This is a genomic window from Rhizobium brockwellii (assembly GCF_000769405.2).
In the GTDB taxonomy this organism is placed as follows: domain Bacteria; phylum Pseudomonadota; class Alphaproteobacteria; order Rhizobiales; family Rhizobiaceae; genus Rhizobium; species Rhizobium brockwellii.
In genome coordinates this window covers 4,263,752-4,279,577 of the sequence record NZ_CP053439.1, presented here as the reverse complement: position 1 = coordinate 4,279,577, position 15,826 = coordinate 4,263,752, and the positions used below count along the sequence as shown (strand labels likewise).

At 63.1% G+C, this 15,826-nt stretch carries 12 protein-coding genes; 6 read left to right on the top strand and 6 right to left on the bottom strand.

The features are described 5' to 3' along the window. Positions 1-20 precede the first annotated feature (20 nt). Both RLCC275e_RS21000 and RLCC275e_RS20995 read right to left on the bottom strand, forming a co-directional pair. Positions 21-257, bottom strand: a complete 237-nt coding sequence (locus tag RLCC275e_RS21000) for an Lrp/AsnC ligand binding domain-containing protein (protein ID WP_003543721.1) — start codon at positions 255-257, stop codon at positions 21-23. A 68-nt stretch (positions 258-325) separates the two neighbouring features. After that, on the bottom strand, positions 326-1,234 hold the full coding sequence (locus tag RLCC275e_RS20995) for a LysR family transcriptional regulator (RefSeq protein ID WP_033181924.1): 909 nt from the start codon (positions 1,232-1,234) through the stop codon (positions 326-328). An 84-nt stretch (positions 1,235-1,318) separates the two neighbouring features. Here RLCC275e_RS20995 and hglS point away from each other — a divergent pair, with 84 nt between their 5' ends. From hglS to RLCC275e_RS20965, 6 genes are all read left to right on the top strand, one after another. After that, positions 1,319-2,749 (top strand): 2-oxoadipate dioxygenase/decarboxylase HglS, encoded by a 1,431-nt coding sequence (gene hglS, locus RLCC275e_RS20990; protein WP_033181923.1) that lies wholly within the window; start codon positions 1,319-1,321, stop codon positions 2,747-2,749. 68 nt (positions 2,750-2,817) lie between these two features. Beyond that, positions 2,818-4,101: an NAD(P)/FAD-dependent oxidoreductase gene (locus tag RLCC275e_RS20985; RefSeq protein WP_033181922.1), complete on the top strand. Its 1,284-nt coding sequence runs from the start codon at positions 2,818-2,820 to the stop codon at positions 4,099-4,101. A gap of 45 nt (positions 4,102-4,146) precedes the next feature. Next, complete coding sequence (amaB, locus tag RLCC275e_RS20980) at positions 4,147-5,685, top strand: L-piperidine-6-carboxylate dehydrogenase (RefSeq protein ID WP_033181921.1); 1,539 nt, start codon at positions 4,147-4,149, stop codon at positions 5,683-5,685. Positions 5,686-5,894: 209 nt separating this feature from the next. Beyond that, positions 5,895-6,911 (top strand): iron ABC transporter substrate-binding protein, encoded by a 1,017-nt coding sequence (locus tag RLCC275e_RS20975; RefSeq protein ID WP_033181920.1) that lies wholly within the window; start codon positions 5,895-5,897, stop codon positions 6,909-6,911. A 149-nt stretch (positions 6,912-7,060) separates the two neighbouring features. Then, positions 7,061-8,728, top strand: coding sequence for an ABC transporter permease (locus RLCC275e_RS20970; RefSeq protein ID WP_033181919.1), 1,668 nt, complete (start codon positions 7,061-7,063; stop codon positions 8,726-8,728). Then, positions 8,725-9,762, top strand: a complete 1,038-nt coding sequence (locus RLCC275e_RS20965) for an ABC transporter ATP-binding protein (RefSeq protein WP_033181918.1) — start codon at positions 8,725-8,727, stop codon at positions 9,760-9,762. The genes RLCC275e_RS20970 and RLCC275e_RS20965 overlap by 4 nt, the downstream gene beginning before the upstream one ends. Before the next feature lie 68 nt (positions 9,763-9,830). Here the strand turns inward: RLCC275e_RS20965 and RLCC275e_RS20960 are convergent, their stop codons facing one another. The 4 genes from RLCC275e_RS20960 to RLCC275e_RS20945 form a co-directional block, all read right to left on the bottom strand. Then, positions 9,831-11,165: a glucoamylase family protein gene (locus RLCC275e_RS20960; RefSeq protein WP_033181917.1), complete on the bottom strand. Its 1,335-nt coding sequence runs from the start codon at positions 11,163-11,165 to the stop codon at positions 9,831-9,833. Positions 11,166-11,419: 254 nt separating this feature from the next. Beyond that, the gene (locus RLCC275e_RS20955; RefSeq protein ID WP_130707892.1) at positions 11,420-13,258 is read right to left on the bottom strand and encodes an ABC transporter ATP-binding protein; all 1,839 of its coding nucleotides are present in this window, start codon (positions 13,256-13,258) and stop codon (positions 11,420-11,422) included. A gap of 24 nt (positions 13,259-13,282) precedes the next feature. Beyond that, positions 13,283-14,038, bottom strand: coding sequence for a DUF1028 domain-containing protein (locus tag RLCC275e_RS20950; RefSeq protein WP_033181916.1), 756 nt, complete (start codon positions 14,036-14,038; stop codon positions 13,283-13,285). Positions 14,039-14,040: 2 nt separating this feature from the next. Beyond that, positions 14,041-15,825: a gamma-glutamyltransferase family protein gene (locus tag RLCC275e_RS20945; protein ID WP_033181915.1), complete on the bottom strand. Its 1,785-nt coding sequence runs from the start codon at positions 15,823-15,825 to the stop codon at positions 14,041-14,043. Between the last annotated feature and the right edge of the window lies 1 nt (position 15,826).

Here is a 15,826-nt window from a genome sequence, read left to right as displayed (position 1 = left end):
TAACCGCGTCTGACGGGAATTCAGAAGGCCTTGAAGGTCAGCGTCGTCAGCGAGCGGACGATGCCGGGAATATTGGCGATGTTGTCGTTGATGAATTTGCCGATATCCTGGCCTTCCTCGATATAGACCTTCAGCAGCAGATCGTAGTCGCCGCTGGTCGAATAGAGCTCCGAGACCAGTTCGGTCTGGTAGATGGCGTCGGCGACATCATAGGTCTTGCCGGGTGCGCATTGGAGCTGGACGAAGATCGGCTTCATGGAGATTTCCTGCAAAGTTGTTTGGATCGCATAATGGTCGAAAGCGCCCTGCCGATGCAAGCCGTTCGTCACGCAGTCGGATTGGCGGTCGCTTCGGCGACGATCCAGTCGCGAAAGGCGGCAAGTGGCGCATAATCGGCGCGCTCGGGCGGAAACGCGAGATAATAGCGCTCGCGGCTTTCCATTTCACGGTCGACAGCGGCGACGAGATCGCCGCGCCTGATCTCCTCCTGCATCAGGAATGTCGGCAACAGGGCGACGCCGAGACCGGCGATTGCCGCCTGCGCGGCCGTGGCGAACTGGTCGAAGAGCATGCCGTGCACGCTTTCGAAGGAAACGCCATTGCCGGCGAACCATTGCTCCCAGGCGTCAGGACGCGTCGTCAGGTGCAGAAGCGGAACGGCGAGCAGATCCTCCGACGCTTTGATCGCGTATCGCTTGAGAAAATTCGGACTGCAGGCCGGCACCGTGCGCTCCGACATCAGAAGCGCGAGTTCGGCGCCCGGCCAGTGCGGGTGGCCGAAATGGATGGCGGCGTCGATCGAATCGAGGCGGAAATCGAACGGGGAAAGCCGGGTCACCAGATTGATGGTCACGCCGGCATTGGCGGCGAGAAAGCGCCCCAGGCGCGGCGCCAGCCAGCGCGTGCCGAAGGTCGGCAGGATGGCGAGATTGAGCGTGCCGCCATGCGGATTGGCGCGCAGGTTCAGCGAGGCGCTCGATATCCGCCGCAGCGCCTCGCGAATCTCGCGGGCATATCCGTCGCCGGCAAGCGTCAGCCGCATGGTCTGGCGTTCGCGCAGGAAGAGCTCGACGCCGAGCTGCTCCTCCAGCGCGCTCACCTGGCGGCTGACGGCGCTCTGCGTCAGATCGAGTTCGCGCGCCGCTGCGGTCACGCTGCCGGTGCGGGCAACCGCCTCGAAGGCGGCGAGATGCGAAATCGATGGCAGAAAACGTCTAGACGTCAGCATGGTCATTCCGTTTCAGAATGGGCTATTTCCGAAATAGCGATATTTGCGGGTTTGTCGCGCGTGTAAAGAGGTTCATCCTGCAAAAACGGAATGATCCGGAGTTTCCCAATGCCGCAAGCCTTCGTTTCCCCAGACCGCATCCGATCGCTGTTCACCGAGGCGATGTCGCAGATGTACCGGGCGGAGGTGCCGCAATACGGCACGCTGATCGAACTGGTGGCGGATGTGAATGCCGGCTGCCTCGAAAACGATCCCAATCTGCGCGATCGCCTGGCCCAAGCCGGCGAGCTGGAGCGCATCGATGTCGAGCGTCACGGCGCCATCCGGCTCGGTACGGCAGACGAGCTTTTCACCATCCGCCGGCTGTTTGCGGTCATGGGCATGCGCCCGGTCGGCTATTACGATCTTTCGGTCGCCGGTGTGCCGGTTCATTCCACCAGCTTCCGGCCGATCGACGAGGCAGCGCTCAACGTCAATCCATTCCGGGTCTTCACCTCGCTGCTGCGATTGGAGCTGATCGAGGACGAGGGGTTGCGCGGCGAAGCCGAAGCCATTCTGGCGAAACGGCGGATCTATACGCCGCGCGCCGTCACGCTGATCGAGCGCCACGAGCAGAACGGCGGCCTGACCGATGCAGAGGCGACGGAATTCGTCGCCGAGGCGCTGGAAACCTTCCGCTGGCATGGCGAAGCGACGGTCAGCGCCGAAACCTACAAGCGGCTGCACGATGCGCATCGGCTGATCGCCGACGTCGTCAGCTTCAAGGGACCGCACATCAACCATCTGACGCCGCGCACGCTCGATATCGACGCGGTCCAGGCCCGCATGCCGGAACGCGGCATCACGCCGAAGGCTGTCATCGAAGGGCCGCCGCGCCGTCATTGCGATATCCTGCTGCGACAGACGAGTTTCAAGGCGCTGGAGGAAACGATCGCCTTTTCCGGTGATGACAGTGGGATTCAAGGGACGCATACCGCCCGCTTCGGGGAAATCGAACAGCGCGGCGTGGCGCTGACGGCAAAGGGCCGGGCGCTCTACGACCAGCTGCTCGCCTCGGTTCGCGGCGAGGTGCAGGTCGGCGCCGGCGGCGCCAAGGCCGGCGCCTACGACGATGAACTTGCCGCGCGTTTCAAGGCACTGCCGGACAGCTGGGGTGAGTTGCGCGACGAGGGTCTGGCCTTCTTCCGTTATGCCGCGACGCCTGCGGGCATTGCCGCCGCGGCCGGCAGCAGGCTGTCCAGCGATCCGGAGGCGCTGATCGCCAAGGGTTACCTCGCCTTCACCCCGATCGTCTACGAAGACTTCCTGCCCGTCAGCGCGGCCGGCATCTTCCAGTCGAACCTCGGCACCGACCAGCAGCAGAACTACGCGACCCGCTCGAACCGTGACGCCTTCGAGGCAGCACTGGGTGCTACCGTTCAGGACGAGTTGGCACTTTACGCCGAACGCCAGTCTGCATCGCTGGATTCGGCGCTGGCCGCGCTCGGCCTTGCGGGCCTGCCGCTGAAGACCGTTGCGTGAAATGGCAGGTTCAACACTTTCTTTTATGCATTAGAGTATCCGCGATTTCGCTCTGATCGGACTGAGCCATGCTGAATGATCCGCGCTCCCACGGCCTCTGGGAAAAGACAGCGCCCGAAGCGCCGACGACCTCGCCTCTCGAAGGCGCGGTATCGGCCGATGTCGTCATCGTCGGCGGTGGCTACACCGGCCTCTCTTCCGCCCTGCATCTTGCCGAAGCCGGGTCAAAGGTGGTGCTGCTGGAGGCGAAGGAAATCGGCTTCGGCGGTGCTGGGCGCAATGTCGGGCTGATCAATGCCGGCATGTGGGTGATGCCGAACGATCTGCCTGGCGTGCTCGGCCCGGTGCATGGCGAACGTCTGCTCGATCTGCTCGGCAATGCGCCGAAGCTCGTCATGGAGCTGATCGACAAACATCAGATTGCCTGCGAACTCGAACGGAACGGCACGCTGCATTGCGCGGTCGGCGCGGACGGGCTGAAGGAGATCGAGGATCGCGCGGCGCAATGGTCTGCCCGCGGTGCAGCCGTGACGCTACTCGACGCGGCGGAAACGACAAAACGCATCGGCAGCGATGCCTATACAGGTTCGCTGCTCGACAAACGCGCCGGCACGCTGCAGCCACTTGCCTATGCGCGCGGCCTTGCCCATGCCGCCGTCAAAGCCGGCGTCGCCATTCATACGTCCAGCCCGGTCATCGCAACGGAGCGCAATGGCAGCCGCTGGACCGTGAAGACATCAAGCGGCGAAGTCAGCGCCGAGTGGATCATTGTCGCAACGGATGCCTACAGCACCGGTCCGTGGGAGCAGGTGCGCAGCGAACAGGTGCATCTGCCCTATTTCAATTTCGCCACCGTGCCGCTCGGCCACAATCTGCGTCAGTCGATCCTGCCGGGGCGGGAAGGCGCATGGGATACCAAGGAAATCCTTTCCTCCTTCCGCATGGACCAGGCCGGCCGGCTCGTTTTCGGCAGTGTCGGGGCGTTGCGCAATACCGGGTTGGCCGTACACAAGGGCTGGGCCAAACGCGCATTGAAGCGGCTTTTCCCCGATATCGGCGATGTCGAATTCGAGTTTGAATGGTATGGCCAGATCGGCATGACCGACAATGCGCTGCCGCGCTTCCACAAATTCGCACCTGGTGTCGTCGGTTTCTCAGGTTACAATGGCCGCGGCATTGCCCCCGGTACGGTCTTCGGCCGGACGCTGGCGGAGCATATCCTCGGCCGGCTTCCGGAAGCCGATCTGCCGCTGCCGCTGACTTCGCCCACCGAGCCGAGCTTCCGTGCACTCAAGGAAATATGGTACGAAGCCGGTGCTCAGGTCGCCCATTTCGCCGATGCCCGCTTCTGAAAAGCGATGCACGCTTCTGAGAATAATAAGATTGGAAACACGACAATGACCATCGCCGTCCTCGATCTCGCCACCGAAACCGCCAAACTGCTTGCCGAACTCGGCGTCGATGCCGGCCGCTATCACGGCGGCGCGCTTTCCGTCACCTCGCCAGTCACCGGCAAGGAAATCGGCAAACTCAGGGAACATTCCGTTTCCGAGACGAAAGCAGCGATCGAAGCGGCGCACCAGGCCTTCCTCGAATGGCGTGCCGTGCCGGCGCCGAAGCGCGGCGAACTGGTCCGCCTGCTGGGCGAGGAACTGCGCGCCTCCAAGGCGGCGCTTGGCCGTCTCGTTTCGATCGAGGTTGGCAAGATCACTTCGGAAGGTCTGGGCGAAGTGCAGGAGATGATCGACATCTGCGATTTCGCCGTCGGCCTTTCCCGTCAGCTCTACGGCCTGACGATTGCCACTGAGCGCTCGGAGCACCGGATGATGGAAAGCTGGCATCCGCTCGGCGTGATCGGCATCATCTCCGCCTTCAACTTCCCGGTTGCCGTCTGGTCGTGGAATGCGGCACTTGCGATGGTCTGCGGCAATTCCACTGTCTGGAAGCCCTCGGAAAAGACGCCGTTGACGGCGCTTGCCGTGCAGGCGCTGTTCGAGAAGGCGCTGAAGCGTTTCGTCGCCGAGGGCGGTAGCGCACCGGCCAATCTGTCGACGCTGATCATCGGCGGCCGCGAGGTGGGCGAAGTGCTGGTCGATCATCCGAAGATCCCACTCGTCTCGGCCACGGGCTCGACGGCCATGGGTCGTGCCGTCGGTCCGCGCCTGTCGCAGCGTTTTGCCCGCGCCATTCTCGAGCTCGGCGGCAACAATGCGGCGATCGTCTGCCCGAGCGCCGATCTCGACTTGACGCTGCGCGGCGTCGCCTTCTCGGCCATGGGCACGGCCGGTCAGCGCTGCACGACGCTGCGCCGTCTCTTCGTCCATGACAGCGTCTACGACCAGCTGGTGCCGCGTCTGCAGAAGGCCTACGGCTCCGTCGCCATCGGCAACCCGCTTGAGACCGGCACGCTTGTAGGGCCGCTGATCGACGGCCAGGCTTTTAAAAACATGCAGGCAGCGCTTGGTGAGGCGAAGTCGGCCGGCGGCACGGTGACCGGAGGCGACCGGGTCGAAACCGGTTCGACTGACGCCTTCTACGTTCGCCCGGCGCTTGTCGAAATGCCCGATCAGACCGGTCCGGTCGAGCACGAGACCTTCGCGCCGATCCTCTATGTGATGAAGTACAGCGACTTCGACGAAGTGCTGGCGCTGCACAATGCCGTGCCGCAGGGACTGTCGTCGTCGATCTTCACCAACGACATGCGCGAGGCCGAAACCTTCGTCTCCGCCCGCGGCTCGGATTGCGGCATCGCCAACGTCAATCTTGGGCCATCGGGCGCCGAGATCGGCGGCGCCTTCGGTGGCGAGAAGGAGACCGGCGGCGGCCGTGAATCCGGTTCGGATTCCTGGAAGGCCTATATGCGCCGTTCCACCAACACCATCAATTACGGCAGGACGCTGCCGCTTGCGCAGGGCGTCAAGTTCGACGTCGAATAGGCCGGCTGCAAAGGCTGCAAAAGAGGGCGGCGCTGGGGAGTGCCGCCTTTTTTGCCAATTCGAGATTTATTCCCCTGTAATATGAAATATTTAGTCAAGATATTGTGATGGCTTTTCCGGCCAAGCCAAACTTGAAATCCGCAGTCAGGAAAAATATACGCCTCTCATCGCCCTTGGAGAGCTCGGGTGACATCGCCACGGAGGCCATCATGAACATTGCTCTTAACCGATTTTCCCTCGCGCTTGCCGCTTCGCTTCTCTTTGCCACCGCGCTGGCAGGTAGCGCCAATGCGCAGGACGAAGGTCTCGTTGTTTACAATGCCCAGCACGAAAGCCTCGGCCGCGAATGGATCGACGCCTTCACCAAGGAGACCGGCATCAAGGTCACCATGCGCCAGGGCAGCGACATGCAGTTCGCCAACCAGATCATCCAGGAAGGCGACGCCTCCCCAGCTGACGTATTCCTGACCGAGAATTCACCGGCGATGACGCTGGTCGATGGCGCGGGCCTGTTTGCCCCGATCGAAAAGGAAACGCTGGATCAGGTTCCGGATCAGTATCGCCCGGCTGACGGCATGTGGACCGGCATTGCCGCCCGCACCACCGTTTTCGCCTATGACAAGACGAAGCTCACCGAAGACAAGCTGCCGAAGTCGATGCTCGACCTGGCAGATCCAGCCTGGAAGGGCCGCTGGGGTGCGGCCCCCGCCGGTGCCGACTTCCAGGCCATCGTCGCCGCCCTGCTGCAGCTCAAGGGCGAAGACGCCACCAAGGCATGGCTGAAGGGCCTGAAAGACAATGCCACGCCCTACAAGGGCAACAGCGTCGCGATGAAAGCCGTCAATTCAGGCGAAGTCGAAGGCGCTGTTATCTATCACTATTATTGGTTCGGCGATCAGGCCAAAACAGGCGAGAACAGCAAGAATGTCGGCCTGCACTACTTCAAGAACCAGGATCCGGGTGCTTTCGTCAGCGTTTCGGGCGGCGGCATCCTGAAGTCCACGCAGCACATGAAGGAAGCGCAGGCTTTCCTGAAGTTCCTTACCAGCAAGGCTGGCCAGGCAGTCCTCAAGGACGGCGATTCCTATGAATATGCCATCGGCAAGGATGAGCCTTCCAACGAAAAGCTCACTCCGCTTGCCGATCTCAATGCTCCGAAGGTCGAAGCTTCGACCCTCGACAGCAAGAAGGTCGTCGAGCTGATGACGGCCGCCGGCTTGATCTAGAGCGTGGCGCGACACACTTTAGATCTTTCGTTTTCCGCATGTCGTCGTCGCAAAACCGCGGCACACTTTTGCGCGACATGCTTAGACCTTTCTGCCGCAGGCGTCTTCCGGCCAAAACTATTGCATTTGGCTCAAGAAAACCTTAGGGCATGACGACATCCGGCAACCGCCCGTCAAAGGCGGTTGCCTTCCTTTTTCAGCGTGTAAAGGCATCGGCCTTGCTGCAGGACAACAGATTGCTCGCATCCGGCAACCAGACGCCGGTCGTGCCGAGGGCCACGCGAATGGTTTTGCCGCGCGGACGCATGCCGCACGCTTCCGTGATCCTGCTTGCAACCGTCGTCGCGATCTTCAGTCTCGTGCCGCTCGGCTTCATCGGCTGGGTAACCTACGATGTCGGCTGGGAAACGGTGAAGACCCTGGTCTTCCGGCCACGCGTCGGTGAACTTCTCGTCAATACGGTTCTGCTGGAATCGATCACCATCCCGGTGTCGATCGCACTCGCCGTGACGCTTGCCTGGTTGACGGAACGGACAGACATTCCTTTCGCGCGGCTCTGGGCCTGGCTTGCGATCGCTCCGCTCGCCGTGCCTGCCTTCGTGCACAGCTATGCCTGGGTCAGCCTGGTTCCCGGCATGCGCGGCCTGCAGAGCGGTGTCTTCGTCTCGGTCATCGCCTACTATCCGTTCCTCTACCTGCCGGTCGCCGCAGCGCTGCGCCGTCTCGATCCGGCTATCGAGGATGCCGCGGCCTCGCTGGGCCTTAATCCCTGGCGCGTCTTCTTCCGCGCCGTGCTGCCGCAGCTCAGGCTCGCCATCTGCGGCGGTTCTCTGCTGATCGCGCTGCATCTGCTTTCGGAGTACGGCCTGTTCGTCATGATCCGGTTCGACACGTTCGCGACGGCGATCGTCGACCAGTTCCAGTCCTCCTACAACAGCCCGGCCTCCAACATGCTCGGCGGCGTGCTCGTCGCCTGCTGTCTTTTTCTGCTCGGCTTCGAGGTGCTGGTGCGCGGCAACGAACGTTATGCCCGCGTCGGCTCCGGCTCGCCGCGTCCGACGGACCGCCGCCGGCTGGGCTGGTTGGTGGTGCCGGCGGTTTTGCTGCCTGTCATCCTCGCGATATTGACGCTCGGCGTGCCGCTGGTGACGCTTGGCCGCTGGCTCTATCTCGGCGGCACCGATATCTGGCGCATCGACGTCGGCAGCGCCTTCCTGCAGACGATCGTGCTTGCCATTGTCGGCGGCGTGCTCGCGACGATTGCCGCAGCACCGATGGCCTGGCTTTCGGTGCGGGCGCCCGGGCGTTTCCAGCGCGTGCTCGAAGCCTGCCATTATTATGTCGGCTCGCTGCCGGGCGTCGTCGTGGCGCTGGCGCTGGTGACGATCACCGTGCGTCTTGTGCTGCCGCTCTATCAGACTTTCGCAACGCTGCTCGTCGCCTACGTGATGCTTTTCCTGCCACGCGCCATGGTCGGGCTGCGCGCCAGTATCGCCCAGGCCCCGGTGGAGTTGGAGCGCGCCGCGATGGGCCTCGGCCGCACCCCGGGCCAAGCGGTACGGCAGATCACCATGCGGCTTGCCGCACCGGGAGCGGCCGCCAGCGTCGCGCTGGCCGCACTGGGCATCACCAATGAACTCACGGCGACACTGATGCTGTCGCCCAACGGCGTCGATACGCTGGCGACGAAATTCTGGTCGCTGACCAGCGAGATCGACTATGTGTCGGCCGCCCCCTACGCCTTCATGATGGTCGTGCTGTCGCTGCCGCTCACCCTGATGCTCTATACCCAATCGAAACGGACCGCCGGCCAATGACGCTGCTCACGATCGAAAACATCAGCAAGCGCTATGGCCCCGTCCAGGCGCTGAAGGATATTTCGCTCGAGGTCTCGGCCGGCAGCCGCACGGCCGTCGTCGGCCCGTCCGGTTCAGGCAAGACGACGCTGCTGCGCATCATTGCCGGCTTCGAGCAACCCGATGTCGGCAGGGTGACGCTGGATGGAGACCTGCTGGCGGACGGTCCGGCGACAGTACCGGCACACAAGCGCGGCATCGGCATCGTCTCGCAGGACGGCGCGCTGTTTCCGCACTTAAGCGTTGCCGAGAATATCGGCTTCGGCTTCGAACGAGGGGCCGCTGATCGCGAGAAGCGCGTGCTTGAGCTGCTCGACATGGTCGAGCTCGACCGCGGCATGCTGGTCCGGCGCCCGCATCAGCTTTCCGGCGGCCAGCAACAGCGTGTGGCGCTCGCCCGCGCGCTCGGCCGCAAGCCACGGCTGATGCTGCTCGACGAACCTTTCTCGGCACTCGATACCGGCCTGCGGGAAAATATGCGCAAGGCGGTTGCGCGCGTGCTGCAGGCGGCCGGCATCACCACCATCCTCGTCACCCATGACCAGGAAGAGGCGCTGACCTTTGCCGATCAGGTCGCGGTGCTCAGGGAAGGACGGCTGATCCAGGCCGGATCGCCGCAATCCTTGTACCTGCATCCGCGCGATCGCGAGACGGCACTGTTTCTCGGCGATGCCGTGCTGCTTCCCGCCATCATCCGGAACGGCCTCGCAGACTGCGCCCTCGGCCATGTCGCCGTCGAAGGCAGCCGTCAGGGCAAGGCGGAGATCATGCTGCGTCCCGAGCAGATTCGCGTCGTTGCCGATGAAGGCGATCGCAACTATGGCGGGCGTGTCGTCGAAGTGGAATTCGGCGGCGCAGTCTGCACCGTCGCTGTTTCGCTCGAAGGCGTGGCGTTGCCGCCGATCCTGATCAAGACCTCGAGCGTCGCGCTGCCGGCGCGAGGCGACCTCGTTCGCCTTGATATCGCCGGCAAGGCGCATGTCTTCGAGAACTAAACCAAGAGCCCGCACCTCCTATTGGACGCGCGGGCTCTAAAATCGATTTCGATTTCTGGGGTTATGCGCTAGCCGACCTTGCGTACCAGTTCTTCCGGCTCGATGCCTTCGAGCCAGCCGCCGGTAAAGCCGGCGCGCTCAAGCCCGAGGCGGATGACCGGCGATTGCCGCATTAGTTTCCAGATGAAGTCGGAGCGCTCGTTCTCGATGGTCATGACGACAAGGCCCTGGTCGATGCCGACGGTGCGGTCGTCGACCCAGCCTTCCGGCCGCTTGGTTTTGACCGTCGGATTGAAGCCGCCGGGAAAGCCGCCTTCCAAGAGCAGGTTCGGATAGGTGGTCAGAAGCGCCTTGGTGCCGTCGAGAGCCGCCTGCTTGTCGTAGGGCAGGCAGGCGAGGGCCGCCCAGGGTGCGATCGTGCCGTCATCGGGGCCGAGCGGTGCGCCGCGCGCGGCATAACCCAGAACCTTCGGCTGGCGGCCGCCGCGCATGCGCCGTGTCGGCGGCGGGCCGTCACAGGCGGAGAAACCCCAGATATTCCTGTTGTAGCCGACGAACTGGCCGGGATTGCGCTCGGCATAGTCACGCTGGACGTTGATCATCACCTGCGTGTTGCGGAAATAGTCCCAGTTCCGCTCCGCCATCGGCCTGTCCTGAATGCTGCGGAAATCGATCCAGGCATGCGAGAAGAGGTGGATGAAGAGCGGCCCGGCATAGAGATAGGACTGCTCGCCGTGCAGCATCCAGGAATAGCTTGACGTAAAGGCGTCGTAGCTCGATTGCGGGATCGGGTGCGTCGGCGAAGCGAGCGCCAGCGTATAGAGGATGATTGCCTCGTCGAAGCCGTGATAGCGCCAGCGCAGGAAGCCGGATGAGGGCTTCCAACCCATGGAAATGGTGTCACCCTTGTTCAGCGCCCAGCGCCAGTCAACGCGCTCGTAGATGAAGGTGGCGAGTTCACGGATTTCAGTCTCAGTCTCGTCGTCTTCGCGATTGAAATATTGCGCTGATGTCAGGATGCCGGCAACAAGCAGCGCCGTATCGATGGTCGAAAGCTCGCTGTTCCAGGCGCGATGGCCGGTATCCATATGCAAGAAGTGATAGAAGAAGCCGCGGTAGCCGGTCGCGTGGCGTTCCTCGCCCTGACGCGCCTCGGCGAAGAAACGCAGCGTATTGACCGTACGCTCGGCCGCTTCCTCGCGGCTAATCCAGCAACGCTCGACACCAACGGGATAGGAGGAAAGCGCAAAGCCGACGGCCGCGATGCTGCACGGGACCCCGCCGATCGAGGTATCCGCCACCAGGCCGTTTTCGGGATTGGAATATTTCAGGAAGTACTTGAACGCCGAATGCTGCAGCCTGTCGACGAGCGCTGCATCAATGTCTTCAATCCGTTGCAGCATAGGCTCCTACCCAACTGTTGCATCGCCCCATGCTTCAACATGGTGGCCGTCCCCGGGCAAATCAAACCTTTTTGATTCGTAGGGATAAGAGAACACAAATGTGCGGAATTGGTCGTTAACAATTATGGGTGAAATAATATCTAGGATAAGTGATATAAGCGGTGCAGCAAAAAGGGTAGGCCGTACCCCGCTGGCACAGGTTATTTCCTGAAATACTTGTGTCATCAGATGCTCTACAGAGCGGGTTTTCCCGCTCAGGCGGCTTCATCGACCCGCACCAGATGGCCTGCCGTTACTTCCCGGTATCGGCGCGGCGGCGCGACGTAGCCAACCGGGCGAACGGGGCTCTTGAGCTCGTCGGTTCCGAGGTTGCGCTTGATGCCGCGACGTGAGGGGTCGGGAACCGGCACGGCTGCCATCAGCTTCTTGGTGTAGGCGTGCTGCGGGTTGCTGAACAGTTCGGCGCGTGGGCCGATCTCGACGATTTCGCCGAGATACATCACCGCGACGCGGTGGCTGACGCGCTCGACCACCGCCATATCGTGAGAAATGAACAGGAAGGCGAGGTTGAGGCTTTGCTGCAGGTCCATCAGCAGATTGCAGACCTGCGCCTTGATCGAGACATCGAGGGCGGAAACGCTTTCGTCGGCGACGATCACCTTCGGATCGAGTGCGAGCGCGCGGGCGATGCAGATGCGCTGGCGCTGACCGCCGGAGAATTCGTGCGGATAGCGTTTCATCATATCGGGCTTCAGCCCGACGCGTTCGAGAAGATCGGCCGCCTTGTCGCGGGCCTGGGCGCCGGTGCCGAGGCCATGTTCGGTGATCGGTTCGGCAACGGCGGCGCCGACGGTCATGCGCGGGTTGAGGCTGGCGAAGGGATCCTGAAAGATCATCTGGATGCTGCGGCGCATCCGTCTGAGACTGGCCGCGTCAAGGCTCAGCACGTCATAGCCGTCGAGGCTGACACTGCCGCCGTTCGGCTGGACGAGGCGGGTGATCGAGCGGCCGGTGGTCGATTTGCCGCAGCCGGATTCGCCGACGAGCGACAGCGTCTCGCCCTGGAAGAGATCGAAGGAGACGTCCTCGACCGCATGGATCGCGCCGGTCTTGCGGCCAAGCAGGCCGCCGCGGATATCGAAACGGGTAACGAGGTTCTTGACTTCGAGGATCGGCGTCCGGCGGCGGTCGACGGTATCGGCCACTTCGATCGGCTCGCGCCGTTCGCCGGTCGTGGTGTCGACGACGGGGAAACGCAGCGGCCATTTCCGATCGGCCATCGAGCCGAGGCGCGGCACGGCCGAGAGCAAAGCGCGGGTATAGGGATGCCTGCCGCGATGGAAGATGTCGTCGGTCGTGCCGGTTTCCACCGCTTCGCCGCGATACATGACGATGGTGCGGTCGGCGATTTCGGCGACGACGCCCATGTCGTGGGTGATGAAGAGCACCGACATGCCCTCTTCTTCCTGCAGCATCTTGATCAGGTCAAGGATCTGGCCCTGGATCGTCACATCGAGCGCCGTCGTCGGCTCGTCGGCGATCAGCAATTTCGGCCGGCTGGCGAGCGCCATAGCGATCATCACGCGCTGACGCATGCCGCCCGAGAACTGGTGCGGATATTCGTCGAAGCGCGAAGCGGCGTTGGGGATGCGGACCTTCTCCAGCAGGCGCACGGTCTCGGCCCGCGCCTCGGCCTTGCCGATCTCGCCGTGGCAGGTGAGCGCTTCGGAGATCTGGCGGCCGATGGTGAAGATCGGGTTGAGGGATGTCATCGGCTCCTGGAAGATCATGGCGGCGTCGTTGCCGCGCACCCGGCGCATCTCCTTTTCCGAAAGGGTGAGAACATCCTTGCCGTTCAAGGTGATGGCGCCGTCGATGCGGCTCGATCCCTTGGCGAGCAATCGCATGATCGAAAGGGAGGTGACGCTCTTGCCCGAGCCGCTTTCGCCGACGATCGCCACGGTCTCGCCTGGTATGACGTCGAAGGAGACGTCGCGCACCACCGGCTTCCAGTCGCCATCGACGAGGAAGGAGGTCGTCAGGTTCCGGACGGAGAGAACCGGGGAGGCGGAGGCTGAAGAAACATCACTCATGTCGTTCCCTTGGTTTTATCTGGTTCACGTCTTCAAAGGCGTGGCGAAGGAGGCGGAAGGCCTGCCTTCAGCGATGCGGGCTGCTTCCAGCGCCGCGATCCTTTCGTCGATCTCGCGCCTGTCGGTCATGCCGTTCGGATTTTGCCGCGTCGCCATCGTCTCGGCGACATGCAGGTAGCGTTCACCCGCCACGGCATGGAGGCGGACAAGTTCGGCGAGCGGATCGGGATGATCGTCGGCGCGGAGGCTGAGCCAGGGATAATCCTGATCGCGGTGGATGACGAGGGCGGCGGACTGCCTGCCGCGTTTGTCGCCGCCGGCATCCTCGCCTGCCTGCATCGCCAGCAGCAGGCGTTCGGCCAGGGGCTTGTCCATCGCCTTTTTGTAGGTGGCAAGCGTCTCAGTGACGACGTCGGGACCCGCGAGCATGTTGCCGGCGACCGAGACGTTTTCGTCGATCAGATGTCCCGCCCAGTCGATGCATGCGGGACCGGTGAAGGCGGCGTTGCGCCCCTTCGCATCGATGAGATGCAGCTGCCGCTGATTGCGGCCGGCGTCACGCGCGGTCAGCTCGGCGATGACCTCCTCCGGCGCCTTGCCGGCGGCAAGCAGCGACAGGCCGTCGACGCCGTAAAGCGGGCTGACGAAGGCCTGGGTGGCAACGGCGCCGATGCCGCCGCGAATATGCGGCACAAGGGCGCCGACGGCGAAGAAGCGGGTCGCGACGGCGATGCCGAGATGACCGGTCAAGGGATCACGGGCGACGATGGACCAGGTCATGACTACCTCCCGATCGCATAGGCCTGCATCAGGCGCGGGGTGGCTGCGGCGCGCAACAGTCCGTCGGCATCGCGTCTTGCGGCAGTCAGCCGGCCGATCGTCCAGGGATCGGCGACCGTCAGCTTGTGGCCCTTGCGGCGCAGGGCATCAAGGACATCGAGGCCAAAATTCGCTTCCGCCATCAGGCTGCCGGGTTCGCGGGTGCGCGGATAGAAGGAGCCTGGAAAATGCGAGGTATGGAACAGCGGCTGGTCGATCGCCGCCTGCAGGTTCAGCTTATGATTGATATAACGCAGGAAAAAGGAAAGCTGCCACTGTTCCTGCTGGTCGCCGCCGGGTGTGCCGAAGGCGAGCGTCGGGCGGCCCTCGTAGAGGCCGAGCGACGGCGTCAGCGTGGTGCGCGGCCGTTTGCCCGGCGCAAGCGACGTCGGCAAGCCTGATTTCAGCCAGAACATCTGGGCGCGAGAATTGAGGCAGAAGCCGAGGCCGGGCACGATCGGCGAGGATTGCAACCAGCCGCCGGACGGGGTGACGGAGACCATGTTGCCGTCGCGGTCGATCACGTCGATATGCACGGTATCGCCGCGCTTTTCGGAAAGATGCGCCATGGTCGGCTCGTAGACGGCGCCGGTCTTGGAATCCGCACCGAGCATCTTCATCGTCAGATCATACTGCGCTTCGAAGCCCGGCACGATGCCGGGGCGAAGATCGAAGGAGGCGTCCGCGCCGACGAGCTTGCGGCGCTCGGCGGCATAGGTCTCCGACAACAGATGCGCGACAGGGATCTCCGAAAAGTTAGGATCGCCGTAATAGACTTCGCGGTCGGCGAAGGCGAGCTTCATCGCCTCGACGACGGTATGGACGAAATCGGCGCCAGCGGGATCCATCGCGGCGAGATCGAAGCCTTTGAGGATCGACAGGGTCTGCAGGAAAACCGGGCCCTGGCCCCAGGGGCCGATCTTGGCGATCGTCCAGCCATGATAATCATAGGTCAGCGGCTCCTCGATCGTTGCCGACCAGTTTGCCATGTCGTTTGCACTCAAAACGCCCTTGTGGCGGTTGCCGCTCGCATCCATCACCTCGGCGGTCTTCAGATAGTCATCGATCTTCTCGGCGACGAAGCCGCGATAGAAGGCGTCGCGAGCCGCTTGCACTTGCGCTTCCCGGCCGCTTTTCACTTCCGCCTCAGCGATGATGCGCTTCCAGGTTTCGGCAAGCACCGGATTCCTGAAATTCGCATGCGCTTCGGGGGCGCTGCCGCCAGGCAGCCAGGTCTCATACGAGGTCGGCCATTCCTTCTCGAAGAAGGCGGCGAGCCCCTTGATCGTGGCGGAGACGCGCGGCAGCATCGGATGGCCGTGCTCGGCGTAATAGATCGCCGGTTCCAGCACATCGCGCACGCTCATCGAGCCGTAGTCGCGCAGCATCAGCATCCAGCCATCGAAGGAGCCGGGGATGACGGTCGCAAGCAGCCCGTCGCCGGGGATCAGGCTCAGGCCTTCCGCCGTATAGTGCTCGATCGTCGCACCGGCGGGGGCGGGGCCCTGCGCGCAGATGACCTCGACCTTGTCCTTCCTCTTCGAATAGATCACCGCCGGCATATCGCCGCCCGGACCGCAAAGATGCGGCTCGACGATCTGCAGCACGAAGCCCGTCGCCACTGCCGCGTCGAAAGCATTGCCGCCCTTTTCGAGAATGCTCATGCCGACGGCCGAGGCGATCCAGTGCGTGGAAGTGACGACACCGAATGTGCCGAGGATCTCGGGACGGGTCGTGAATGCGGTCATG